Raw genomic sequence first — 24,211 nt, forward strand, 5'->3', positions numbered from 1 at the left:
AATTTTAATATTCATTACTTATATCCCTAAAAATATTTATAAATGAATATTTCTGTCATCGGAACCGGATATGTTGGCCTCGTCACAGGTACTTGCTTTGCGGAAATGGGTAACGACGTGATCTGCGTAGACATTGACGAATCAAAAATTAATGCACTGAGGAAAGGCAAAATGACCATTTTCGAACCTGATCTCGATATTTTGTTCGAAAGAAATCTGAAGCAGGGTCGCCTTCAATTTACAACGGAATTATCTGAAGCGGTAGAAAGTGCAAAGGTGATATTTTTGGCATTACCAACGCCTGAAGGAGAAGACGGAAGCGCTGACCTTAGCTACATCCTTAAGGCTGCTCAGGATATCGGGAAGCTTATTACAGAATATAAAGTAATTGTCGATAAAAGTACTGTACCTGTGGGCACAGCAGAAAAAGTGAGTGATATGGTTGGGCAATTCGCGCAGGCTGATTTCGATATTGTTTCTAATCCCGAATTTCTCAGGGAAGGAATTGCAGTGGAGGATTTCATGAAACCCGACCGGGTAGTAGTAGGCACTTCTTCTGAAAGAGCCAGGAAACTTATGGAACTGCTGTATGAACCTTTTGTAAGGCAAGGTAATCCCATCCTTTTTATGGATGAGCGCTCCGCGGAAATGACTAAATATGCAGCGAACTCTTACTTAGCAGCCCGCATCTCCTTCATGAATGAAATAGCCAACCTTTGTGAATTGCTTGGTGCCGATGTAGATATGGTAAGAAAAGGTGTTGGTAGTGATGCACGAATTGGAAAAAGGTTTTTATTTCCCGGAATAGGGTATGGCGGAAGCTGCTTTCCTAAAGATGTTAAAGCCTTGGCTAAAACAGGCAAAAATATGGGTTATGAGATGAAAATATTAAATTCTGTAATGAGTGTAAATGAAAAGCAGCGGGTAATTTTGGTTAAGAAAATGGAGGATTTTTTTGGCAAAGAAATAAAAGGAAAAAGGATTGCAGTATGGGGAATTTCTTTTAAACCGAATACAGATGATATCAGGGAAGCCCCGTCTCTTTATATACTTAGGGAACTCATAAAGCGCGGATGCATAATTTCCGTATACGATCCCGAAGCATGTAATAATCTTCGAAAGGAGATGGGTGATCAAGTAGAATATTGTACGGACATTTATTCTCCACTAAAAGATTCAAATGCTTTATTAATACTTACAGAATGGAGTGTTTTTCGTACGCCGGATTTTGAAAAGATTGCATCACTTATGGCTGATAAAGTGATTTTTGACGGTCGTAACCTTTACAATTTAGATCAGATTACTGATTACGGCTTTTATTATAATAGTATCGGCCGTAATACCATCATTCCTGAAAAGACTAAATCCGGTCATGAACAGGCGGCCAGGCAACAGGTCTGAAACGACTTAGTGAATCTCAATTGCCTGAGGTTTACATTTTTCAAAACATCCCAAATGTATTCCCAAATTGGTGATCAATCGTGATCTATCAAAAATGATTTAGCCCTGGTTTCTTTATCTATTGTCACTGTTACCACATATAAGCCATTAGCGTAATTTTTAACATCCAGCAGGGTCTCCAGTATCCCTGTAAATTTTATTTTTCTGGAGTAAATAATTAAGCCGAGGTTGTTTGTGACCTCGATATTTATGTAGTTTTTTAAAGGATTGAGAACTCCTACTTTAAGCAAAGCATATGCATCTGCCGGATTTGGAGTTATTTTAAATTGAAATGTGTCAGAGGAGTTAACCACTTCCGGACTATTGCGAACAGGAGGAACATCAGAAATTAATTTACAAGGAAGAAAAAGATTATCTGATGATAAGGTATCATGGGTTGCATTTGCAAGGCTATCAAAAAGAAACCGGTAGCGGTTCACTACCAATGCATACGAGGGCTTATTTATAACATTGGTATTTTCATCCGGGTCGTTTTGCAGGTCAAAAAGCTGTTCTGTAAGCGTAGTACAATTGTATTTAACGTAATTATAGGAGAAAGAACGTACTCCCCGGAAGGACGGGGATTCAGAACCAGAATTACTAATCTGTGCGCTTCGGATATCCTCATAATAAAACATAGAATCTTTTTTTCCCTGCTGAATAAGGGTACGTAGGGAATTTCCTGTTTGCTGCGCTGTAAATTCTGCATCATGTACACGGGCTACATCCAAAATGGTCGGCCCCACATCTATACTGGTAAACATGGTAGAGTCATTTTCAGAGCCGGGAGCAAACCACGGCTTATACTGTATGTAGCATGGCGTATTTAAAGCTTCCTTGTAAGGTTTTTCTTTACCAAGTAAAAGATGTTCACCGTTTAGGTAACCATTATCGTCAATAATAATAATAAAGGTATTATCGAGAAGCCCGCGCGATTTAAGCGTGTTAAACTGTTTTGTAAAGGATGCATCAATATCTACAAAGCATTCTAAATTGTGTTCTCTTTTTTTCTGCACCTTATTTGAATCGTTCAGTGTATAATATTTAGCAGGATCAGCATATGTAAACGATGGATAATCATTCGTGAATGACGTATAATTTTCTAAAGGAATGTATTTATCATTATACTTTTTTTTAGTGGAGGGCAAAGGTTCGGTTGGAGAATGAGGAACGATTACTCCTTCCCAGAAACAAAAAGGAGTATCAATGGTGGATAGCCAATTATTGGTCGTATCGCCTATAATGGTAATAGTATTTCCAGTGATCACTTTACTGGTTCCATTACTGAAAAACATCGTGGGGTTGGTGTAGTCAATCCTTTGTAGGCACATCCATCGCTTATTTTCAGCCCAGGGCTGATACTGATACATCGTATTAGTTAGTTTTCCGCATACCTGTACGTGATAACCCGCATCATCAAGCGCCTGTGTAAATAACCGGTATTTAGGATTTAGTTTGTGTGAATTATCAATAGCGCCGTTGCTGTGCGGATAGAGAGATGTAAGGTAGCTGGAGCGTGCCGGATTGCATAACGGATAGACACAAAAAGCAGAATGAATCGTAACTCCATTAATCCGTATGGAGTCAAAGGCCGGAAGCTTAACATAAGATGGCACATCAGGCGGGGAAAGCGTTGGGGATGCATCATCTATTACTATTATTAAAATGTTAGGCCGCGGAAGGGCTTGATATTTCATTTGCTGCGCTCTAACTGCGTAAAATAGTGTCAGGCTGATAAAGCTTAGGTAAATTTTTTTTTGCATTTGCTGGTGTTTTAAATGAAAAATTGTTTGCCGCGCGAAAATGAAGCCAAAAATGACCGATCTAAAACGTTAATATAGAACGAAAGAATGTAAGTGCTGCTTAAGCCTCAGAACAAATGAGTTTAAGGCTCATAGGTTGCTAACATAAAAGTTATACAATGGTTGATTTACAATATGATTTAAGTTGACCATTTCAGCATATAAAAGACGCCAGAACTATTTATTTGATCTTGGAAATGCCTGATGTCATTTTATTACCTTGGCGCGAATTTAAATTTATGTCTGGACAAAAACGCATTCTTATTACTGGCGCTGCCGGCTTTATTGGCTCACATTTAAGTGAAAGGTTTGTACAGGAAGGCTTTAGTGTTATTGGTATGGATAACCTGATTACCGGCGAATTAAAGAATATTGAAAATCTTTTTCCGCTGCCAAACTTTCAGTTTTATCATCATGATGTCTCTAAATTTGTGCATGTCCCGGGGGACTTACATTATATTTTACATTTTGCCTCTCCCGCAAGCCCTGTAGATTATTTGAAATGGCCGATACAAACTTTAAAGGTAGGATCCCTTGGCACGCATAACTGCCTTGGCCTTGCGCTTGCTAAAAAAGCCCGGATATTGGTTGCTTCCACTTCAGAGGTTTATGGCGATCCGCTTGTACATCCTCAAACGGAAGAGTATTGGGGAAATGTGAATCCCATAGGGCCACGAGGAGTATATGATGAGGCAAAAAGATTCCAGGAAGCCATAACTATGGCGTACCATAATGCGCATGGTGTAGATACACGCATTGTGAGAATTTTTAATACTTATGGCCCAAGAATGCGGTTAAATGACGGGCGTGTACTTCCTAACTTTTTCTACCAGGCAATTACCGGCCAGGATTTAACTATCTATGGTGATGGCTCACAAACACGTTCGTTTTGTTATGTAAACGATTTGGTGGAAGGAATATACAGGCTGCTTTTCAGTGATTATACCCAACCGGTTAACCTGGGAAATCCTGAGGAAATCTCAATCAGTCAATTTGCAGAGGAGATTATAAAACTTACTAATACGAAGCAAAAAGTGGTTTATGAGGCTTTACCGAAAGATGACCCTAAGCAACGGAAGCCTGATATTTCCAAAGCGAAACAGTTGCTCGGCTGGGAGCCTAAAATAAATCGCAGGGAAGGATTGCAAATTACCTACGAATACTTCAAAAAAACCTTAGGTAAAATGGATTAGAGTCCTATTCAGCTTCTGTGCAGGATATTACAGCCCGTTATTTCCGCGTTCTATATGAATCTGTTAAGTTTGCGCTCGCTTTATGAATAGTAAGCCATACTTTGCACATCCCACGGCGATAATTGATGAAGGTTGTAATATAGGCAGCAATACTAAAATCTGGCATTTTAGTCATATTATGCCAGGTTGTATTATTGGAAGTAACTGCAACATTGGACAAAATGTAGTTATAAGTCCCGGGGTTATATTAGGAAATAATGTAAAGGTTCAGAATAACGTTTCCATTTATACAGGAGTTATTTGTGAGGATGATGTCTTCCTGGGACCTTCTATGGTTTTTACGAATGTAATTAATCCCAGAAGCGCTATTGCAAGGAAAGATGAATATAAAAAGACAGTGGTTAAAAGAGGGGTAAGCATTGGCGCGAATGCCACTATCATCTGTGGTATTACTATTGAAGATTTTGCATTTATCGGGGCAGGTGCTGTAGTAACAAAAAATGTGAAATCCTATGCATTAATTACTGGCAACCCGGGCAGGCGAACCGGTTGGATGAGTGAGTATGGACACGGCCTGAAATTCGATGAAAATAACAGAGCCGCCTGTCCTGAAAGTGGGCAAACATATTTGCTCATAAATGAAGAAGTAAAAAAATTATAACTGGTAATATAGAAAGACTTGTATCAGGAGTTGATTAACAAGGATTTTAAGCTGGCAGTAATCGGGCTCGGTTATGTGGGACTACCTATTGCGCTTGAATTCGCAAAAAGAATTTCAGTAATTGGCTTTGATATAAATGAAAAGCGGGTGGAGATGATGCGTAAAAGCATTGATCCCAGCAGTGAATTAAAAAAGGAAGATTTTCTTGGATGTGATATTGAATTCACAACTGATAAAGAAATACTGCGCCAGGCAAAATTTTTCATAGTCGCTGTTCCTACACCGGTAGATGACCATAATGTTCCGGATTTAAAACCCCTTATTAACTCTTCACAGTCTATTGGAAGCATACTTAAAAAGGGCGACTATATAGTATATGAGTCTACCACTTATCCCGGCTGTACGGAAGAAGACTGTCTTCCCATTCTCGAAGAGAGATCCGGCCTGAAATTGAATCGCGACTTCAAGCTGGGTTACTCCCCTGAACGCATTAATCCGGGTGATAAGGATCACACCATTACCAACATCTTAAAGGTAGTATCCGCATGCGACCTTGAATCTTTGGATGAGATTGCCAAAGTTTACAGCATTGTAGTAAAGGCTGGCATCTATAAAGCTGTCTCAATTAAAGTAGCAGAAGCTGCAAAGATCATTGAAAACACACAGCGTGATGTTAACATTGCACTGATGAACGAATTGTCAAGAATTTTTCAAAGGCTTGGGATTAATACCTATGATGTATTGGAAGCAGCAGCCACCAAATGGAATTTTCTAAAATTTAATCCGGGTCTTGTTGGCGGGCATTGCATTAGCGTAGATCCCTATTATCTTACTTACAAGGCCCAGGCGCTGGGATATGAACCGGAAGTGATCACCAGCGGACGAAGGATTAATGATGATATGGGTCCTTACATTGCCCGCCGTACCGTACAGCTGCTTACACAGGCTGGCAAAGATCCCGGGAAATCGAAGGTGCTGGTGATGGGAGCTACTTTCAAAGAAAATGTTACCGATATCCGAAATTCGAAAGTCGTTGATCTGGTAAATGAATTAAAGCAGTTTAGCGTGAATGTGGAAGTTACTGATCCTTATGCTTCTTCAGCCGAAGTGCTTCACGAATATGGCTTTTCTCTTGTTTCAGAAATTGCGAATAACTATGATGCTGTGATTGTTGCAGTAAGCCATCGAGAATACCGCGAATTTAATGAGGCGTACTTTCTTTCTATCACTACACCTAACGCCATCGTTATAGATGTGAAAGGTATTTTGAGGAAAAAAATTGAAACCCTGATATACTGGTCTCTTTAGTATTAAATTCGGAAATTCAAACACATAATCAGTTATCAATAAATTCAATAAAAGTGGAAGAGCGAAGAAAAATTTTAATTACCGGCGGGGCAGGCTTCATCGGTTCCCATGTAGTCAGGCTATTTTTAAGGAATTATCCCGATTACCAGGTTTTCAATCTTGATAAATTAACCTACGCGGGAAATCTTGAAAACCTGTGTGATTTAGAAGATACATCCAATTATCATTTTATCAGGGGTGATATTGTGGATGAAAGTTTTGTTCGTAAATTATTTGAAGAGTTCCGGTTTGATAGTGTAATTCACCTGGCTGCAGAAAGTCATGTAGATCGTTCTATCTTTTCACCAATGGATTTTATAGCGACCAATATTGTGGGCACGGTAAACCTGCTGAATGCCGCCAAATCGATCTGGCTTAATCCTCAATCATCAGTTCAGAATCCAAGATTTCACCACGTTTCTACAGATGAGGTTTTTGGTTCCTTACCTGGAGAAGGATATTTTAATGAGGAAACCAAATATGATCCCCGTTCCCCCTATTCAGCTTCAAAAGCCAGTGCCGACCACCTGGTTCGTGCTTACATGCATACTTATGGTTTACCCATTATTATTACCAACTGCTCAAATAACTATGGTCCTTTTCAGTTTCCTGAGAAGCTGATACCGCTTGCCATTAATAATATCAGGAATAATAGGCCGGTACCTGTTTATGCAAATGGAGAAAATATTCGTGACTGGCTTTTTGTTGAAGATCATGCTGAAGCAATTGACCTTGTATTCCACAAAGCAGCTACAGGCAGTAATTATAATATCGGCGGCTTTAATGAATGGAAAAATATTGACCTTGTTCTCCTGCTTTGCAGGATTATGGATGAAAAGCTTGGTCAACCCGAAGGTACCAGTGAAAAGCTGATAACATTTGTAAAGGATCGCGCAGGTCATGATTTGAGATATGCTATCGATGCAACAAAAATTTCGGAAGATCTTGGATGGAAACCATCGGTTACATTCGAGGAAGGCTTGCGGAAAACCGTAGACTGGTATCTGGAAAATGAATTATGGCTTAACCACGTAACCACAGGAGAATACCAGAAGTATTATCAGCAACAGTATCACCAGCGGTAATTGCGGACTTGGATTGTCCATTGCATTACACCTGATCTAATTTATATGCGGCGATTCACAATATTTTTAGCTTTATTTTTTTCGATTGAAAAATCTTTAGGGCAGATTTACACTGTGCCCTTTGCGCAGGTGCAACCTGCCTGGGTTTTTCCTTTGTGGTTTGAAGATGGAAGTGGAGCAAAGGATACATTGTATTTCTGTTATGATCCAACGGCAAGCACCGGACCACCGCTCGATACTTTGATGGGAGAAATAAGACATATTATGGATACAAGTAAGTTTAATGTCTATTTTGATTGCAGTTTTTCTATAGATTTCAGTGTACTAAAAGTCAAGATTGATAGTGCAGATTTAGCTAAAGATATTTGTGTATGGAAAGCATACTTGCCACTAAAGATTAAATGGGATAGAACACTTTTCTACAGCGATTCTCTTCCCTATCCGGATCAATCTCCGGCTCCACGAGCTGAGGGACATTTTTTCTTTGATTTACCTACCGCTTCATTAGATCCTGAACCAAATTGTCTCAGTCCAATATTAATGACTGATTCTACAATAACAAGTTTTGATTGTTACGCCACAGATAGCATTATACTTGGGGGTGGCTTTTCTATTATGAACTTTACTCTTGCAGCTTGGCAGGGAAGGCCATTGAATACGGGTACCGGGATAAGCAACTCTAAAGTAATCGAAGGTTTACAGATATACCCAAATATTATTTCAAGAATGGTTATTATTGATAATCAAAAGTCAAACTCTTACTCTTATTTAATCATGAATGCGTCCGGAGAAACTATTCTAAAGGGAATCATTTCTCCTGTAACAAAAACTTTCATTTATGTTGATGATTGGAATGCTGGCTTATATCTGCTACAAAGTATTAATCATGCAACTGGGAAAAATCTTTCCTTCAAACTTTTGAAGCCAAACTAACTTCCAATGAAAAAACTACTTAACCTCTCCATCTCACTATTGTTAGCCGTTATTTCTTTTGCTCCCCGCAGCTTCACTCCAAGCAGAGCAATTCGTGATTGAAGGGGAAGCTGCGGCATTCAAGGTACTCATACTAAGTCTTTGTAAATGTGTAATCACAACAGAAAGGTTGCTGTGCCTCATAGAATCTTGCCTAAGAATATATGAAATCATACAGTGCCGTTATTTCAAATAAAAGGAGCCATTGCAGACAGGTGAACGTGATAAAATAGACATGATGGCTTTCGGAACATGTAGTTCGTGTTGTCAATTTTTTCCTTAAAATAAGGTGGTACTGTGATTATGCAATTTTACTCCCTATCTTTTTTCTGCAGCTTCCTCCACTATTGCCCAAAGGCGCTCCGGAGTGAAGCCGCAGGGGAAGAGTAGCACTTACAGCAGATGGCTAACAACTAACAATTAAGATGGAAATTTAACTGATTCAATGCACAAAACAATTATATAAATCAGTTAAATCTGTAGCTTGAAAGAAATTTCAAGGATGAAGAAAATATTTCTCCTCTTTCCGCTTATTTTCCTTAGCAAAATTTTATTAGCCCAGGTTTACACCGTGCCAGGGGCACAAGTACAGCCAGCATGGGTTTTCCCTTTGTGGTTTGAAGATGGTAGCGGAGCAAAGGATACAATTTACTATTGCTATGATCCTACTGCGGATAATTTTGGAATTAGCGAAGATACAGTATTCGGTGAAAGATTCTTGGAAGAAGACACTTTATCTTTTTTTGTATCGATGTCAGATTTAAGCAATCCAAACCAAGATATTGCAATAAAGGTAGGAGTAAAAAATGAATTACCTTCTGGAAATATTTATGCCAATAAAGCCAAGCTGCCTTTTAAAATTAAGTGGGATAAGAACCTTTTTTATGATTCTATATTATTAACTATTCCAGTAACAGATCGATTACCTTATCCGTTGTTTCAAATTGACGTTGAATGTGGTGATTTTGATCCTGATTATAATAACTGCCCTACGAGTTATCCTTTAATTTTTGTTCCTGAAGATCCTATAGGTTGTTGTCCAAATGGGTTTTTTACTGATAGCTTTACTTTTATTGGCGATACCGTCGGCCCTCAAAGTTATTTAGCAACGAACTTTTCACTTATTTTTTCGGAGCTGCACATCCCTTTAGGCATTTCTGTAATTCAAAATAAAGACACCATCTTTGTTTATCCAAATCCTGCAACTGGTTTATTACACCTTAACATCCCTGCGACCAATTCAGGTCTTCTGCAGACTTATAATTCAAGCGGAAAATTAATTCAATCGTTAATAGCAGATAAAAAAGAATTGGAGATTGATGTCTCTTACTTATCTTCTGGAATTTATATGATCCAGTTTTTTGATAATCATCACCGTTATTTCAATAAATTTATTAAGCTATAAACAAAACATTTATGAAAAAAACTCTTCTTTTAGGTGTATCTATATAATTGTTTGCTCTCCTTTGTCGGCACAGACCGTTGCAAACGGATATACGATACCCACAGTAGGAACAACCAAGCTTTTATAATTTGTTCAAGTTGATTATAGTGCTGTGCCTTGTATGGACAGTTATACTACTCCTGTTTGATTAGCTCCGTTGGGATTTATTCAAGCATTTACAGCATTAAGCACATAGCCATTGGTGATTCAGAGATTTATTTAACCTATAACAAAAATTGCTTCGTGCGTTTGAGGCAGTATCTTCGCAGCGCTTCGTAATGACGTGCGGCATGTACGAGATACCCTTTCACTCCAAACCCCTTTCTGAATTATCATTTCTGGTAACCGGAGGTGCCGGCTTTATTGGCTCGCATCTCGTAGAGTATTTATTAAAGTATAAAGCGAAGAAGGTTCGCGTGCTGGATAATCTGCTTACCGGCAAGAAAGAAAATGTGGAGCTGTTTAGCGGCCAGCCAGGTTATGAATTTCTCAATGGTGATATCCGTGATTATGAAACCTGCCTCAGAGCTTGTGAAGGAACAGACTTTATTTTCCATGAGGCCGCGCTGGGTTCGGTGCAGCGATCAATAAAAGATCCCATTCAATCTCATAATATTAATGCAACAGGGTTCATAAATATTCTATGGTCTGCAAAGGCATCGGGTGTAAGAAGAATCGTCTTTGCTTCTTCCTCATCCGTGTATGGTGATCATACTTTTCTGCCTAAAAAAGAAGATATTATTGGCAATCCTCTTTCACCCTATGCAGTTACGAAGTTGTCCAATGAACAATATGCCATGTTGTTTTCTTCATTGTACAGCATGGAAATAATTGGCCTCCGGTATTTTAATATTTTTGGCCCAAGGCAGGATCCCAATGGCCCATATGCAGCAGTAATACCGGCTTTTATTCGGGACCTGTTAAATGATGTTTCTCCTGTTATCTATGGCGATGGCACTCAAACCCGTGACTTTACTTTTGTAGAGAATGCAGTACAGGCAAATATTCAGGCAATACTCACCCAGGATAAATATGCAATAAACCAGGTGTACAACATTGCAGCAGGGGAGCCTTTTTCTGTGCTTGAGTTGGTTGATATTCTTAAAAATATGTTAATAAAAAACATTTCTCCCCGATTCTTATCTGCCCGAAAAGGAGATATTTTACATTCGTATGCTGATATTTCAAAAGCACGACAGTATTTAAAATATCGACCTGATGTAAATTTAAATACAGGTTTGCGTGTGCTTACAGAACATATTCAGAAGTTCTGAAATGTAGTTCCAGTCAATGATTTGAATACTTTTTGAATACTTATAAAAGATAACGATATTTATCAAAATAGAAAACTAATCCTATTTTTGCGTGCTTATTAAAAAACCATCCATGAAATTGTTTATGCGATTATTATTATTATTTATTTTATTTGGTCGCTTCACCTTTGCCCAACAGCCTTCTACACTCACACAACAGTCACAAGATCCTGCAAATGCACCTTCTACATCCGGATATTTTCAACAGGGAATCTCTACCAATATAGCAACTATGCAGCTGCTGGGTATCAATCCTACCGATGCTCAAAATGCAAAAAAGCAAATTAAAACAGATGGTACCGGAACCCCTGCGGGCACAACGCCGGCTTCAACACAAACCACTACCGGATTATCTAATCAGCCACAGCCAACAGCCACGCCTACAGTTACTCCATCTTCTGTTCAGCATGTAATGCCACCTGCTTCGGTAACGGATACTGCCAGCGGATTAATTTCTGATACTGCAAGGCTTCCTACGTCTGACATTTTTGGGATGGCCTTTTTCAGGAATAAGACCATCACTATGTTTTCCAAATCTACAGATGCGCAGGCTATGGGAAATTATATTATAGGTTTGGGAGACCAGATAAGTATAAATGTTTGGGGGTACTCCAGCTTTAGCGGTTCTTATACAGTTGATGAAGGAGGGTCTATTTTCCCCCAGGGTGTAGGCAAAATTTATGTTAAAGGATTAACGCTCGATAAAGCAAAGCAGCTGATAAGAAGCAGGTTTGCTTCTTACCTCGATATGAAGAATTCGCAGATCGAGGTTACCATTGTTTACTCAAGAGTAATTACAGTTAATATCGTGGGTGAGGTATTCAATCCCGGATCTTATTCTATTCCTGCAACAAACACTGTTTTTAATGCCCTGCTGGCTTCTAATGGGCCTACTGATCTGGGTTCTTTGCGTAAAATTTATGTGAAACGCCAGGGCCAAACAGTGAGAACGCTGGATGTTTATGATTTTCTTCTGAACCCCCGGGCTAATTCGGATTATTTTCTTCAAAACAATGATTACATTTTTGTACCTCCTGTCGGAAAATTGATCAGCATCAGTGGTGAAGTAAAACGTCCCTTCCGCTATGAGCTTATAGAGGGGGAAGATCTTAGCGATCTGCTCAATTACGCGGGTGGACTCACTGCTAAAGCCTATGGTGCATCTATACAGGTAAGGAGGTATATGGGTAACCAGCTAAAGCTTATTGATGTAAATCTGGATAGTCTGACTAAATCAAAAGGTAAATATGAATTGCTGAACGGCGATGAGGTTTTTGTGAGTACGGTACCTTCTCAATTGTTTCAATTTGTAAAAATCAGTGGAGCAGTGATGCAGCCCGGGCAATTTAATTTTACGCAGGGAATGCGTATATCCGATGTTTTAAACAAATCGCATGGATTAAGAGAAGATGCTATAACAGACCGGGGTTATATTATTCGTAAAAATGATGATCTTACTTCTACCTATATTCCATTCAATCCTTCGAGTGTGGTCAGTAATTCAAAGTCCGCAGATAATGTTACACTCAAAAACCTGGATGAAGTTTATTTCTTTGACAGGAATACTTTTAACGATTCACTAAATGTAAATATTAGCGGCGCGGTTCATCTTCCCGGCAAATATGCATATGCGAAAGGAATGACTTTAAACGACCTTATACTGGAATCAGGTGGGGTAAAAGCCGAAGCAGCAAATGCAAAAATTGAAATTTCCCGATATACGGCCGTTGAAAATGGAGCTATGGTACCTGCCGTAGTTGGGTCAGTAATAGTAGGCAGTGATTTGTCTATTGACACAGCTGGAAGAGGATATTCGCTGCAGCCTTTCGATATGGTTTTTGTTCGTTCGGTTGCTACTATCGATTCTCAAAATATCGTGATGATAAAAGGAGAAGTATTGTATCCCGGGCAGTATTCTATGACAGATAAGGAAGAGAAGCTGGTGGATCTTATTCAGCGTGCCGGTGGACTTACACAATGGGCATCGCCTAATCGTGCAACACTGATACGCGTAGAAGATGAGAGAGGCATTGTTTTTATGGAATTGGATAAGGCTATTCATGATCCTGATAGCAGGTATAACTTTATACTCCGGCCGGGTGATGTAATAGAAGTTCCTTCCAGCAGTGACCTGGTGGCAATTTCAGGACAGATAAATTATCCTTTCAGAGATTCCAGCGGCGTAATCAATGCGCCGTATCATGCCGGGAAGCGTGCAAAGTTCTATATAAAAAAATATGGGCTTGGCTTTAATAAAGAAGCGAAACGCTCACACACTTATGTGATACAGCCTGGTCAGACACTGCAAGATCCGCACCGGTGGACATTTATTCGCATTTATCCAAAAGTACAGAGTGGCGCTTATGTTGTAGTTCCATTAAAGCCGCACGACAATACGCCCAAGCCACCAGCTGCACCTGTTGATATAAATCAGATTATTGAAAGTGCAATGGTTAAGATAACCGGGCTTTTAACCTTATATGTACTGGTAACCCGAATTAATTTTTAAACACAAAAATTTTCTTCCACAATGGCTGCAGAAAACATAAGGCCTATTCAACCATATCAGGAGGATGAAGAAATTCATTTAGGGCCGCTTTGGAACAGCATTAAGGATAGCTTTAAATATTTGTTAAGAAAGTGGTACTGGCTATTTGCCTGGATGGCTGCGTTTGCTCTATTAGCATGGGGATACACTATTTGGTATGGAAAAAAGTACATAGCCACTGGTACTTTTGCCGTGCAGGGTCAAAATGCGCAAAACACATTATTGGGAACGGCGTTGCAGTTCGCCGGTTCTGTAGGTATTGGTACTTCCAGCCATTCACAGGGTTACGATAATAATTTTTTTGCGACCCTAATGCAGTCACAGCGGGTTATCAAAGAAGCAATGCTTCAAAAAGCAGTCTGCTTTAACAAGGAAGATTTGCTTGCCAACCATTATATAACATTGTATCACTGGAGAGAAGGAACTTTGCTGCATAAAGGGTGGAAAAAAGATCCTCATCTGAAAGATTTTACATTTAAAAATACAGACCTTGTTCAGTTATCCCCTCTGGAAGACAGTATCTTAACTGTTATCTATAGCAATATTGAAGATAACAACCTGGTAGTAACGTATGATGCCGCTTCCCCTTTTAATACTGCTACGTTTAATACCCGGGATATGGATTTTTCCCGAAATGCTATGAAAAAGCTGATTGATATATCCGCTTCTTATTACATGGACAACATTTACCGTCTTAGCCGTGAAAATTTAAGCCTGGCTGATCGCCGGTTAGATTCTATTGCCAATGCTCTAAGACGGACTGATTATACAGTAGCATCTATGAGAGATATTACTAATAATCTTATTCAGCAAAAAGGGGCTCTGCAATTAAATGCTGCTCAGCGCAATCAAAGCTTACTGAGCACACAATATACTTCAGCAATAAATAACCTGGAGCTTGCTAAGGTAACGCTCCTTTCAGATGCACCCATTTTGCAAATAATTGACGACCCTACGTTCTCTACTGCATTATCATTTGTCAGTTTGCCTCTTGCATTGATTATAGGTTCCATACTTGGTTTCTTCTTCGGTTCCATTTATCTTATTGTATCACGCACAGTAAAGGAATCTAACCGGAAAATTAAAGAACGGATGCATCTTTACGAGGAACAGATGAAGCATCAGGGATCTGCTACAGCCTGACCAAGTGCTGAACCTTTTTAACAGGAAAAAACAGAATAAAAGACAGGTTTTCCACTTGCTTACGGACCTGCATTCCCATTTAATAACCGCTATTGATGACGGTGCACAAACAGAGGAGGATTCCATTGCCCTGCTTCATGGATTATTTGCTTTAGGCTACCGCAATTGCATCATTACACCCCATATCTATCAGGGTCTTTTCAATAATAAAGAGCAAAACATTTTACTGGGCTTGGAAAAATTGAAGGCATTGTGTGAATCACAAAAGATTCCAATGAAACTGGAAGCAGCAGCTGAATACTTTTTTGACGATCACTTTTTTTTATTATTAGAAAATAAGAAGCTTCTCACTTTCGGTAAAAATTTTGTTTTGTTTGAGCTTCCTGTACAAAACCGGCCAATGATGCTGGAAGATATAATCTTTAAATTGAATCTTGCAGCATACTCACCGGTTCTTGCTCACGCAGAGCGATACGTCTATTTTCACGATAAGAAAATGCGGGATTACCAAGCAATCAGGGAAAAAGGAATATCCTTTCAGGTAAATCTAATGTCAGTTACCGGTTATTATGGGGAGCCATTTAAAAGAGCCGCGAGAGATTTAATAAAGAATAATATGGTTGATTTTTTGGGTACGGATGCTCACCGCCCTAATCAGCTTCCGGTGATTGCAGAATCATTAAAAGATGGATTAGTACAAGAACTAATTGCATCCGGAAGATTACAAAATGAAAAACTCTCTTAATAAATTAAGGATGGTCTTTCTGTAAAAAAAAGAAATTAATTATTGAAGTATAGAAATCAATTTTCTGAAAGCCGATTAAGCGGAAAAAGTTTATAATTCTCCGTCCACAGTTTATTTCTTTGTTACATTTGGCGCGCAAATCAAAAAACTATTTCATGCAACCTGATATTGATATTCAAAAAATTATAGATATAGCGCTTGATGCGGGTAAAGAAATTATGACCATTTATGCAGGAGAGTTTTCTGTTGAGCTTAAGGGAGATAATTCTCCGCTGACTATTGCAGATCAAAAATCGAACGGTATTATTGTTTCTTCCTTAAAAAAGGAATATCCTGATATCCCTATTATTTCCGAAGAAACCAGGCTGATTCCATTTGAAGAACGCAGCAAATGGAATACATTCTGGCTGGTAGATCCGCTTGATGGTACCAAAGAGTTTATTAAAAAAAACGGAGAATTTACTGTCAATATCGCATTGATGAGTGAGGGGCAACCTATACTCGGTGTAGTCTATGCTCCCGCAAAGAACAGGATGTGGTATGGAATAAAAGGGGAAGGCAGTTTTGTGCTGAATGCTGATGGCTCAAAATCGGCTCTGGAAAAAGGCTCAAGCTGGCGTAATTTAAAAAAGGTAAATGTAGTAGCGAGCCGTTCCCATTTAAGTGATGAGACTCTCGAATTTGTGGAAGATTTAAAGAAGGAAGGCAAAGAAGTAGATTTTGTTTCTTCAGGAAGCTCACTTAAGTTTTGCCTGGTAGCAGAGGGGCGGGCAGATGTCTATCCTCGCTTTGGCCCCACGATGGAGTGGGATACTGCCGCTGGCCAGGCAGTTATAGAGCTTGCCGGAGGGCGAGTCCTGAATTGGCAAACCAAACAACGATTAGAGTACAACAAAGAAAATTTACTGAATCCGTTTTTTATTGTTGAATTTCCGGCTTAATGTGCCACTAAAATTTTTCCCCGTTGAACTTTATGGTTCGAATAAGCTTCAATGAAATACATGTCATTCTTCAATCCGCTTACATCTAATTGGTATTTTGACTCACCAATATTGTCAAATTGTCCAAACAGTTTTCCATCGGTGGAGAAAATGCGGAGCGATTGTATAGGTGAAGAAAAAATAAGCGTTACTTTTTTGTAACAGGGATTGGAAAACACATGAATAGCTGCTTCTTCGGAATTCAGATGTAATTCCTCAATACCCACAACGTTGGATTGAAATTTAACAACATAGGCTTCACTATGGTCAGTACAATTTATACAGTTAGTCCCAACTGCAATTAAGGTTTCATCAAAACATTTTGCAACCTCACTAATTGCACTCGTAGAATTAGAATAGTCATCATTCATGTCAATAGAATCTCCATTTTCAGTGAGATCCATGAATCGAAAATCGTTACTAACGACAGTAATTTTCTTATTATCCCACTGTTGAAGGAATACAGGATGGATAGGAATTTTTTTTTGCCATAATAATGAATGCAAAGAATCAAGACTTGTCAGCAATTTTTGCGTAGTGAACGGACTGGTTACAGAGAAAATTATTCCTCCATTAGCCCTGCCAATGCAAGCACTCGAGCCTATACATCCAAGTAAATCAATATCTTGAATAGTAAGGTACCAGGTGAGTGCACCGCTTGAATCGAATTCATTAATTAATGGCCCCAATGGCAATACGTTGAAGTTACCAGAAACGGTTATTCTTTCCTGACCATCTAACAAAACATTCGTAGCGAAACCCGGAGGTCCAAACTGATCAGTCTGAATTCGCTTTTCCCATAGCAGTTGTAAATTCTTATTATATTTTCTGATGAGAGCAATAGAGTGAAAGTTCCCATAGTCATACCAGTCATACCACCCTTTGGCTCCGGCAATATAAATATTTTCGCTTTTTGCCATTCGCAGCTTTCCCGCAGAAAATGTTGAATCAGCAGGTATATATAAGAGAGAATCTCCGTTCGCATCGGTCTTAAGAAAATTTAAATAATTATCAATACCAGAAACATGAGTGTCGAATGCAATGATCACTTCACCGTTGTTAAGCTGACATAATCCTGCAATTCCCGGATAGTTAAATGGTCCGTATTGCTTTGACCATATAGAAGCACCCTTTTTATCTAGTTTAAGAAGGAATATTTTATAAAATAAGGTATTAGTATCTGTGGTGGCCCCACAAACCATAAAACCACTATCGTTGGTTTGAATAACTTGGTGGGCTCCAGTAAATTTTCCAAACGAATAAGTCTTTACAAAACCTGTTTGAGCGTTCACAGCAGAAACGATAATTGTCCAGACTATAATAATTACTATTCTGATCATATTACAGAAATATTATTATAAACATTAGCAGTATCCAACAAATTAATCATTTCCCTTAATTCTTTTACAAAACCACATTTCGCAATCAATAATTCGCGCCTGCTAAAAACTGGAATCTATGATTGATTAGAATCATAAGTAAGATTTATGCTTGATTTTGTACTACCGTAAGAATTGTTTTTGAAACCTCGGAATTCTGGTTACCCGTTTATCACCCTTCCCGGATTAATTTTTTTACATTTGCGCGACTTTTTAGATCACGTCTAAGCCGGGGCACTTACTAACTGCCGGATTCAGTATGGTTTTCAATTCATTTGCCTTCATGGTATTTTTTCCGGTGGTCACTATACTTTATTTCCTGTTGCCACATAATGTAAGATGGTTGCATTTGCTTTTGTCCAGCTGTATCTTTTACATGTTTTTTATTCCTGTTTATGTCCTGATCCTATTTTTTACTATAGTTATTGATTATTTCGCTGGAATACTTATAGATCAGGCACAAGGTCGAAGGCGAAAAGCATTTTTAATGATGAGCTTAGTAGCTAATATCGGGGTGCTTGCTGTTTTTAAGTATTATAATTTTTTCATGGATAATTTTAAGTGGATCACCGATATTTTTGGTGTTCACATGGATATTCCTTTTCTCACCATTATTCTTCCAATCGGACTTTCCTTCCATACTTTCCAGGCAATGAGTTACACCATCGAAGTGTACCGTAGAAACTTTAAACCTGTTCGTGATTTTGGTATCTATTCTTTATATGTAATGTTTTATCCGCAATTGGTTGCAGGACCTATAGAGCGCCCTCAAAATCTGATACACCAATTCTATGAAAAACATTATTTCGATTATAATAGAGTGGTATCGGGACTCAAGCTGATGTTGTGGGGACTCTTTAAAAAAGTGGTGATCGCGGATCGCCTGGGTGCATACGTTGCCAATGTGTTCAATTTCCCTCATCAGCACAATGGAGAGCCGCTTACCTTTTGGGTATCCGCATGGTTTTTTGCGATACAGCTCTATTGTGATTTTAGCGGATACAGTGATATAGCCATTGGAGCAGCCAGAATTATGGGCTTTAATTTAATGACCAATTTCAGAAGACCCTATCTCGGTCAAAGTGTCGGCGACGTATGGCAACGCTGGCATATTTCTCTTACCACCTGGTTCGCTGATTATGTTTTTAAACCACTGGGAGGCTATCGGAAGGGAAGGTGGCGGGGAATTCTTAACCTTGGTATCCTTATGTTTCTTGCCGGACTTTGGCACGGAGCTAATTGGACGTATGTTCTTTGCTTTCTGGTTTTCTTTTGCTTCCTCGCTTCAAGACTGATCTTTAAAAAGCAATTAGATAAATTTGATAAAATCACTTATGGTATTCATCCATTGTTTGGGAGAGTAGTGAGTTCGATTCTCGCATTTCACTGTGGAATTTTTTCTTACATCTTTTTCCGGTCGCCAAGTGTACACGATGCCTTGTACTATTATTCCCAGATGTTCAGCTTTAAAAGTCTGAAGTTTTATGATGGCGATGCCTCCACTTTATGGTACGGGGTATTTGGCATACTATGCTTATTCTTTATTGAGATTTACCAGGAAGATTTTGCAACTAATAAACAATCCATTTTTCCTGAGCCAAAAAATATCTTCGGTAAATATATTTTTTACGGTGCAGTAATTTCCATCATCTTATTAATTGGAGTCTTCGATGCAAGTCAGTTCATTTACTTCCAGTTCTAAAGCCGGGGAAGAAGCTATAAAAATCGCGTCACCAAAATATGGTGTTTGGCGTCTTATGCGCAATGGTATGCTCTTATTATGCGTAATAATAGCCTTTGATCAAGTAGGCGGAAGATTCCTTCATTATATGTATTTCAAACAAAAAACCGGACCAAATGCTGAGACTACTTTCACTTTTACAAAAATGCAGCAAGATGCTGTAATCCTGGGTTCGTCCCGTGGCAGGAGAAACTATAATCCACAGCCTATCGGCGATTCATTGGGAATTGGTTGCTATAATGCGGGTCATGATGGCCAGACGATATTTTATGAGGAAGCTATTATTCGAATGGTATTAAGCCGCTATACTCCTAAATTGGTTGTGCTGGATTTAAATCCGGAAGAAATGTATTACAAGGATGTCCATTACGACCGGTTAAATGTATTAGCTCCGTACTATTCTGATTATCCGCAAGTGCGGGATATTTATCTATTGAAAGGTAACCGTAATCCGGACCACGACAGAATTGCATATCGGCTGTGGCCCGTTAATAATGAAGGAATAAAGATGATGTCACTCATTTATCGTAATAATTCCGCCGTGCTGGATATTCTTACGGGAATGTTTAAAAATAGGAAATCAGATTCTGGCTTTAAGCCATTAAAGGGCATTATTACGCAGCAAAAAGCGAATGAGCTGATTAAAGAAAATAACAACCTAAGAGATACAAAGGGGAAAATTGTAGATATAAATAAGATAAACGGTTTGGAAGAGATTCTTTCAACCCTCACCTCGCGCGGCGCAAAAGTATATGTGAGTATGTCTCCCGCTTTGACACCATTTGGCATGGAGCCATCTTACCACAGTATTCTTGATGTTTGCAGAAAATATAACGTTGCCTTTAAAGACTATAGTCAGGACGCTGCCTACAATCATTTAGATTATTTTTTTGATAACCATATGAATAAGGATGGAGCTAATTTATTTTCTGTTCATCTTGCGCACGATATAAAACAACTCTATCCCGAATTATCAAATAAACAGGTTGCAGTTTCTAATACCCATTAAAGCAGCGAAAGCTATTACATGCCACTTCCGAATTTTCTATTAGTTGGTGCAGCAAAATCAGCTACCCGGTCGCTGTATAACTATATGATACAGCATCCTGATGTATTCATGCCAAAGCTTAAAGAGCCGCAGTTTTTTGTGGCCGCTCAGGTACAGAACAGGATTCAGAAGTGGGTTGATGATGAAACCCAGTATAGAGCGCTTTTTGCGGGGTCAGAGGGTAAGAAAGCAATTGGTGAAGCGAGTGTGATGTATCTTTTTTTTTATCGGGAAGCAGTAGAAAATATTAAAAAATACCTGGGTAACGAAATAAAGATCCTCATGATCCTTCGCAATCCTGTGGAACGGGCCTATTCAGCCTATAATTTCGTAAGGGTAAACAATCCAGAAGAAAAGTATTCATTTGAGTCAGCTCTTGAAAAGGAAGATGAACGTTTTAAATCAGAAGTTTCCCTTTTCATGCAATACCGGAAAATGGGCTTGTATGCGGATGCAGTAAAGTCCTATCTGGAAAGTTTTAAATCTGTGCACATTGTTTGGTATGATGATTTTATTAAGGATGTTCCGGGCACTATTAAATCTATTTTCCGTTTTCTTTCAGTTAACCCTGATGTGAATATTGATTACAACAAACGATGGAATGAAGGTGGCTGGCAATGGAAAAACCCGGTGCTTCGCTGGCTCTTCATGAGTGATAATCCGTTTAAGAAGGCCTATAAAATGTTTTCAAAAAAGAAAAAAGGAGTTCGTACCAATAAATTTTTCAGAGATAATTTCGCTAAGAAAGCAGAACCAATGGATTCCGAAACCAGGAAAAACCTCATTGAATACTTTCGAAGTGATATCGAAAAGCTTTCCATTGTTACAGGAAGAGATTTATCTTCCTGGCTGGAATAATCATATAACAAAAAGAGGTATCCGGATGAATTATGAGTGGAAAAGATGAAAAAATAGTGAACCCTGTACAGGTAACTGAGGAAGGAGTGGTTCATGATAAAGAAATTGTTAAGGGAGGAATATCTGCCTTTACTGCCCGTATCATCGGTATGGGATTTAGCTGGCTGTTTGCAATTATTATTGCACGTGGATATGGAGCAGCGGGCTCCGGCCTATATAACCTGAGCCAGAGCCTGATGAATTTTATGGCGAGCATCACGAAGATGGGCTCCGATACATTGATGACTCGTTACGGAGCACAGTATGCTGCTAAAAAGCAGTTTGGCTGGATCAAAGACCTGTACAATAAAAGCATGCTGGTTTCGGTACCGCTTGCCATCTTTTTTTCGGGGTTGCTTTTCTTTCTGGCGCCATGGATTGCAACAAAAGTTTTTGATAAAAGTGACCCGACGGTTACTCTGGCTTTTCGTATTGCTGCTTTTTCTTTATTGCCCGTAACGGTATTTAATATTTCAAACGGTGGTTTACGTGGCTTAAAGCAGATTCGCATCTACTCATTGCTTCAGAACGTGAGTAATTTTTTCTTTGGCTGTATTATAATTACTATTTTTTTATTCATTACCCGTGATATTTATGCACCGGTTATTACCTATGTTTCTTTCATTACAATCACCGGAGTTCTTGCTTTTTATTTCTTTCTTAAATATTCCCGTTACAGCACTACTCAGGTCGAAAAGGGCCTCGATTTCAACGAGAAATTCTGGATTGGCGTTTCACTTTTTATTGCATCATTTGCATCTCTTGTCCGTGGGTACTCCGATACATTTGTTCTTGGCCGCTACGCAACTATTGAGGATGTTGGAATCTATAGGAATGCTTTTAAGATTGCAACCGTAGCACGGATCGCTCTCACTGCATTTCTGGTTCCTGCTGCGCCACGATTTTCAGAACTATTCAGCCAGGGAAAAATGAAAGAATTAGGACAATCGGCGCAGTTTGCCACAAAGGTTATTTTCTGGACATCCGCACCTATTTTGCTGGTTATTATATTATTTCCTAAGCCGATTATGAGCGTGTTCGGTGAAAAATTTACAGAGGGCAGCACTGCCCTGGTGATTTTAGCTATAGGTCAGTTTATCAATGCAGCTACAGGTCCGGTAAGCAATATTCTGGTTATGACGGGCAAGCAGAAAATAAATAGAAACCTTATGGTATTAGCTACTATAGCTGCCATAGCATTGGATTTGTGGCTGATACCAATTTACGGTGCTACAGCAGCTGCGGCTGTCAACACTTTTGGAGTTGTGTTAATGAATATGATTCCCTTTTTCCTCATAAAATATTATTATGGGTTTTATACGCTTGATGTTAGAGACCTGTTTAAAATTAGTCCGAAGGGATTAATCAAAGACATCAGAAAATCATTGAAGCAGGAAAAGAGGAAAAAGGTTGAAAAAGAAAATGAGGTAGAAGAACAAATAGGAACTATCGAATAATACATATCATTTCAAGGCACGGATACAATTATTTCTGCGGGGTTCTTAACGGATAAACCGTTTTATTAATTACTAACAACTCACTTTTTTTACATTTGCGTCGCTTTCAATAAATAGAAGGTGCTGATGGCATTACCGAATTTCCTGTGTGTGGGCGCACAAAAAGCAGGAACAACCACGCTTTACGAAATTCTGAAGCAACATCCTGATATCTTTCTTCCGCAAAATGTGAAGGAGACTAAATTCTTTGTCTACCCTGATAAGTATGAAAATGGTCTTGAGTATTATGAAAAAGAATACTTCAGTGAATGGCAAGGCCAGCAAGCCATTGGCGAAGTGGACCCTGCAATCATGTTTGAGGAACAAGCTGCTTCACGTATCCACCGCTCCCTTGGTAATAAGGTAAAACTGATTTTTATTCTCCGGAATCCGGCCGCGAGAGCTTATTCCCATTTTTTAATGACTCAGCGAAAAGGATTTGAAGAGCTCTCCTTTGATGAAGCTATTTCAAAGGAGAAAGATCGGTTGGTCCAGAATCCTGCACAAAAATTTAATTTCAGCTATTTAACCCGTGGATATTATAGCAGGCAAATTGAAAGGTTTAAAGAATATTTTCCGGCTGAAAATTTTCTTTTTTTAATATTCGAAGATGACTTTATTAAAAACCGTAAGATTACGTTTGACCGTATACAGGATTTTCTGGAAGTAAAAAGAGTCGGGCTTGATTTGGATATCAGAAGTAATAAGGCTGCAGCTCCTAAAAATAAAACAGTGCATGAACTCATGCGAAAGAGAAATGCTGTTCGCAACACACTTAGTAAGATCATGCCGGGGTCTTTAAAAAAAACGATTCAGGATTTTATTTCAAAGAAAAATATTAAGGAAATAGAGCACTCAACTCTCGACGTTAAAAAAGAAATGGAATTGATACAGAAATTTTTTATGGAAGATATTCAAAAGCTTGAAAAGATTCTCTACCGAGACTTAAGTACGTGGTATACCAAATAAAAATCATT

At 38.8% G+C, this 24,211-nt stretch carries 19 protein-coding genes; 17 read left to right on the forward strand and 2 right to left on the reverse strand.

Features of this window, described 5'->3' with window-relative positions; genetic code table 11:
• Nucleotides 1-42: 42 nt before the first annotated feature.
• Nucleotides 43-1,401: a UDP-glucose/GDP-mannose dehydrogenase family protein gene (locus H0W62_00070; protein MBA3646944.1), complete on the forward strand. Its 1,359-nt coding sequence runs from the start codon at nt 43-45 to the stop codon at nt 1,399-1,401.
• A 74-nt stretch (nt 1,402-1,475) separates the two neighbouring features.
• Here the strand turns inward: H0W62_00070 and H0W62_00075 are convergent, their stop codons facing one another.
• Nucleotides 1,476-3,203 (reverse strand): sulfatase-like hydrolase/transferase, encoded by a 1,728-nt coding sequence (locus H0W62_00075; GenBank protein MBA3646945.1) that lies wholly within the window; start codon nt 3,201-3,203, stop codon nt 1,476-1,478.
• Nucleotides 3,204-3,481: 278 nt separating this feature from the next.
• On the opposite strand from H0W62_00075, the gene H0W62_00080 reads away from it, so the two are divergent.
• The 11 genes from H0W62_00080 (at nt 3,482) to cysQ (ending at nt 16,634) form a co-directional block, all read left to right on the forward strand.
• The gene (locus H0W62_00080) at nt 3,482-4,435 is read left to right on the forward strand and encodes an SDR family oxidoreductase (GenBank protein MBA3646946.1); all 954 of its coding nucleotides are present in this window, start codon (nt 3,482-3,484) and stop codon (nt 4,433-4,435) included.
• 82 nt (nt 4,436-4,517) lie between these two features.
• Nucleotides 4,518-5,096 (forward strand): N-acetyltransferase, encoded by a 579-nt coding sequence (locus H0W62_00085; protein MBA3646947.1) that lies wholly within the window; start codon nt 4,518-4,520, stop codon nt 5,094-5,096.
• An 18-nt stretch (nt 5,097-5,114) separates the two neighbouring features.
• Entirely contained in the window at nt 5,115-6,404 is a 1,290-nt protein-coding gene (locus H0W62_00090) for a nucleotide sugar dehydrogenase (protein ID MBA3646948.1), read from the forward strand.
• A gap of 53 nt (nt 6,405-6,457) precedes the next feature.
• Nucleotides 6,458-7,528, forward strand: a complete 1,071-nt coding sequence (rfbB, locus tag H0W62_00095) for a dTDP-glucose 4,6-dehydratase (GenBank protein ID MBA3646949.1) — start codon at nt 6,458-6,460, stop codon at nt 7,526-7,528.
• 45 nt (nt 7,529-7,573) lie between these two features.
• A complete protein-coding gene (locus H0W62_00100) occupies nt 7,574-8,461 on the forward strand; it encodes a T9SS type A sorting domain-containing protein (protein MBA3646950.1) in 888 nt (295 codons plus the stop codon).
• Nucleotides 8,462-8,984: 523 nt separating this feature from the next.
• Entirely contained in the window at nt 8,985-9,905 is a 921-nt protein-coding gene (locus H0W62_00105) for a T9SS type A sorting domain-containing protein (GenBank protein MBA3646951.1), read from the forward strand.
• Nucleotides 9,906-10,234: 329 nt separating this feature from the next.
• Entirely contained in the window at nt 10,235-11,218 is a 984-nt protein-coding gene (locus H0W62_00110) for an SDR family oxidoreductase (GenBank protein ID MBA3646952.1), read from the forward strand.
• A 112-nt stretch (nt 11,219-11,330) separates the two neighbouring features.
• Nucleotides 11,331-13,766 (forward strand): SLBB domain-containing protein, encoded by a 2,436-nt coding sequence (locus H0W62_00115; GenBank protein MBA3646953.1) that lies wholly within the window; start codon nt 11,331-11,333, stop codon nt 13,764-13,766.
• Between the two features lie 21 nt (nt 13,767-13,787).
• The gene (locus H0W62_00120; GenBank protein MBA3646954.1) at nt 13,788-14,948 is read left to right on the forward strand and encodes a hypothetical protein; all 1,161 of its coding nucleotides are present in this window, start codon (nt 13,788-13,790) and stop codon (nt 14,946-14,948) included.
• A gap of 4 nt (nt 14,949-14,952) precedes the next feature.
• Complete coding sequence (locus H0W62_00125; protein ID MBA3646955.1) at nt 14,953-15,693, forward strand: hypothetical protein; 741 nt, start codon at nt 14,953-14,955, stop codon at nt 15,691-15,693.
• Nucleotides 15,694-15,848: 155 nt separating this feature from the next.
• The gene (gene cysQ, locus H0W62_00130) at nt 15,849-16,634 is read left to right on the forward strand and encodes a 3'(2'),5'-bisphosphate nucleotidase CysQ (protein MBA3646956.1); all 786 of its coding nucleotides are present in this window, start codon (nt 15,849-15,851) and stop codon (nt 16,632-16,634) included.
• Here the strand turns inward: cysQ and H0W62_00135 are convergent.
• Entirely contained in the window at nt 16,631-18,013 is a 1,383-nt protein-coding gene (locus H0W62_00135) for a T9SS type A sorting domain-containing protein (GenBank protein ID MBA3646957.1), read from the reverse strand. The two genes, cysQ and H0W62_00135, sit on opposite strands and share 4 nt — an antisense overlap.
• 298 nt (nt 18,014-18,311) lie before the next feature.
• Between H0W62_00135 and H0W62_00140 the strand changes: the two genes are divergently transcribed.
• The 5 genes from H0W62_00140 (at nt 18,312) to H0W62_00160 (ending at nt 24,203) form a co-directional block, all read left to right on the forward strand.
• On the forward strand, nt 18,312-19,754 hold the full coding sequence (locus tag H0W62_00140; GenBank protein MBA3646958.1) for an MBOAT family protein: 1,443 nt from the start codon (nt 18,312-18,314) through the stop codon (nt 19,752-19,754).
• Complete coding sequence (locus H0W62_00145) at nt 19,723-20,802, forward strand: hypothetical protein (protein MBA3646959.1); 1,080 nt, start codon at nt 19,723-19,725, stop codon at nt 20,800-20,802. Before H0W62_00140 ends, H0W62_00145 begins: the two co-directional genes overlap by 32 nt.
• Before the next feature lie 18 nt (nt 20,803-20,820).
• A complete protein-coding gene (locus tag H0W62_00150) occupies nt 20,821-21,699 on the forward strand; it encodes a sulfotransferase domain-containing protein (protein ID MBA3646960.1) in 879 nt (292 codons plus the stop codon).
• Between the two features lie 32 nt (nt 21,700-21,731).
• Entirely contained in the window at nt 21,732-23,195 is a 1,464-nt protein-coding gene (locus H0W62_00155) for a flippase (protein ID MBA3646961.1), read from the forward strand.
• Nucleotides 23,196-23,321: 126 nt separating this feature from the next.
• A complete protein-coding gene (locus H0W62_00160) occupies nt 23,322-24,203 on the forward strand; it encodes a sulfotransferase domain-containing protein (protein ID MBA3646962.1) in 882 nt (293 codons plus the stop codon).
• Nucleotides 24,204-24,211 lie beyond the last annotated feature (8 nt).

It is taken from the genome of Chitinophagales bacterium (genome assembly GCA_013816805.1).
GTDB lineage: Bacteria > Bacteroidota > Bacteroidia > Chitinophagales > UBA10324 > MGR-bin340.

Excerpts from the sequence above, each read along its gene's own strand:
- H0W62_00120 (MBA3646954.1), top strand. The coding sequence starts at position 13,788 with ATGGCTGCAGAAAACATAAGGCCTATTCAACCATATCAGGAGGATGAA.
- H0W62_00160 (MBA3646962.1), top strand. The coding sequence starts at position 23,322 with ATGGCATTACCGAATTTCCTGTGTGTGGGCGCACAAAAAGCAGGAACA.
- H0W62_00075 (MBA3646945.1), bottom strand. The coding sequence starts at position 3,203 with ATGCAAAAAAAAATTTACCTAAGCTTTATCAGCCTGACACTATTTTAC.
- H0W62_00115 (MBA3646953.1), top strand. The coding sequence starts at position 11,331 with ATGAAATTGTTTATGCGATTATTATTATTATTTATTTTATTTGGTCGC.
- H0W62_00100 (MBA3646950.1), top strand. The coding sequence starts at position 7,574 with ATGCGGCGATTCACAATATTTTTAGCTTTATTTTTTTCGATTGAAAAA.
- H0W62_00080 (MBA3646946.1), top strand. The coding sequence starts at position 3,482 with ATGTCTGGACAAAAACGCATTCTTATTACTGGCGCTGCCGGCTTTATT.
- H0W62_00150 (MBA3646960.1), top strand. The coding sequence starts at position 20,821 with ATGCCACTTCCGAATTTTCTATTAGTTGGTGCAGCAAAATCAGCTACC.
- H0W62_00110 (MBA3646952.1), top strand. The coding sequence starts at position 10,235 with ATGTACGAGATACCCTTTCACTCCAAACCCCTTTCTGAATTATCATTT.
- H0W62_00085 (MBA3646947.1), top strand. The coding sequence starts at position 4,518 with ATGAATAGTAAGCCATACTTTGCACATCCCACGGCGATAATTGATGAA.
- H0W62_00155 (MBA3646961.1), top strand. The coding sequence starts at position 21,732 with ATGAGTGGAAAAGATGAAAAAATAGTGAACCCTGTACAGGTAACTGAG.
- H0W62_00135 (MBA3646957.1), bottom strand. The coding sequence starts at position 18,013 with ATGATCAGAATAGTAATTATTATAGTCTGGACAATTATCGTTTCTGCT.
- cysQ (MBA3646956.1), top strand. The coding sequence starts at position 15,849 with ATGCAACCTGATATTGATATTCAAAAAATTATAGATATAGCGCTTGAT.
- H0W62_00070 (MBA3646944.1), top strand. The coding sequence starts at position 43 with ATGAATATTTCTGTCATCGGAACCGGATATGTTGGCCTCGTCACAGGT.
- H0W62_00145 (MBA3646959.1), top strand. The coding sequence starts at position 19,723 with ATGCAAGTCAGTTCATTTACTTCCAGTTCTAAAGCCGGGGAAGAAGCT.
- H0W62_00140 (MBA3646958.1), top strand. The coding sequence starts at position 18,312 with ATGGTTTTCAATTCATTTGCCTTCATGGTATTTTTTCCGGTGGTCACT.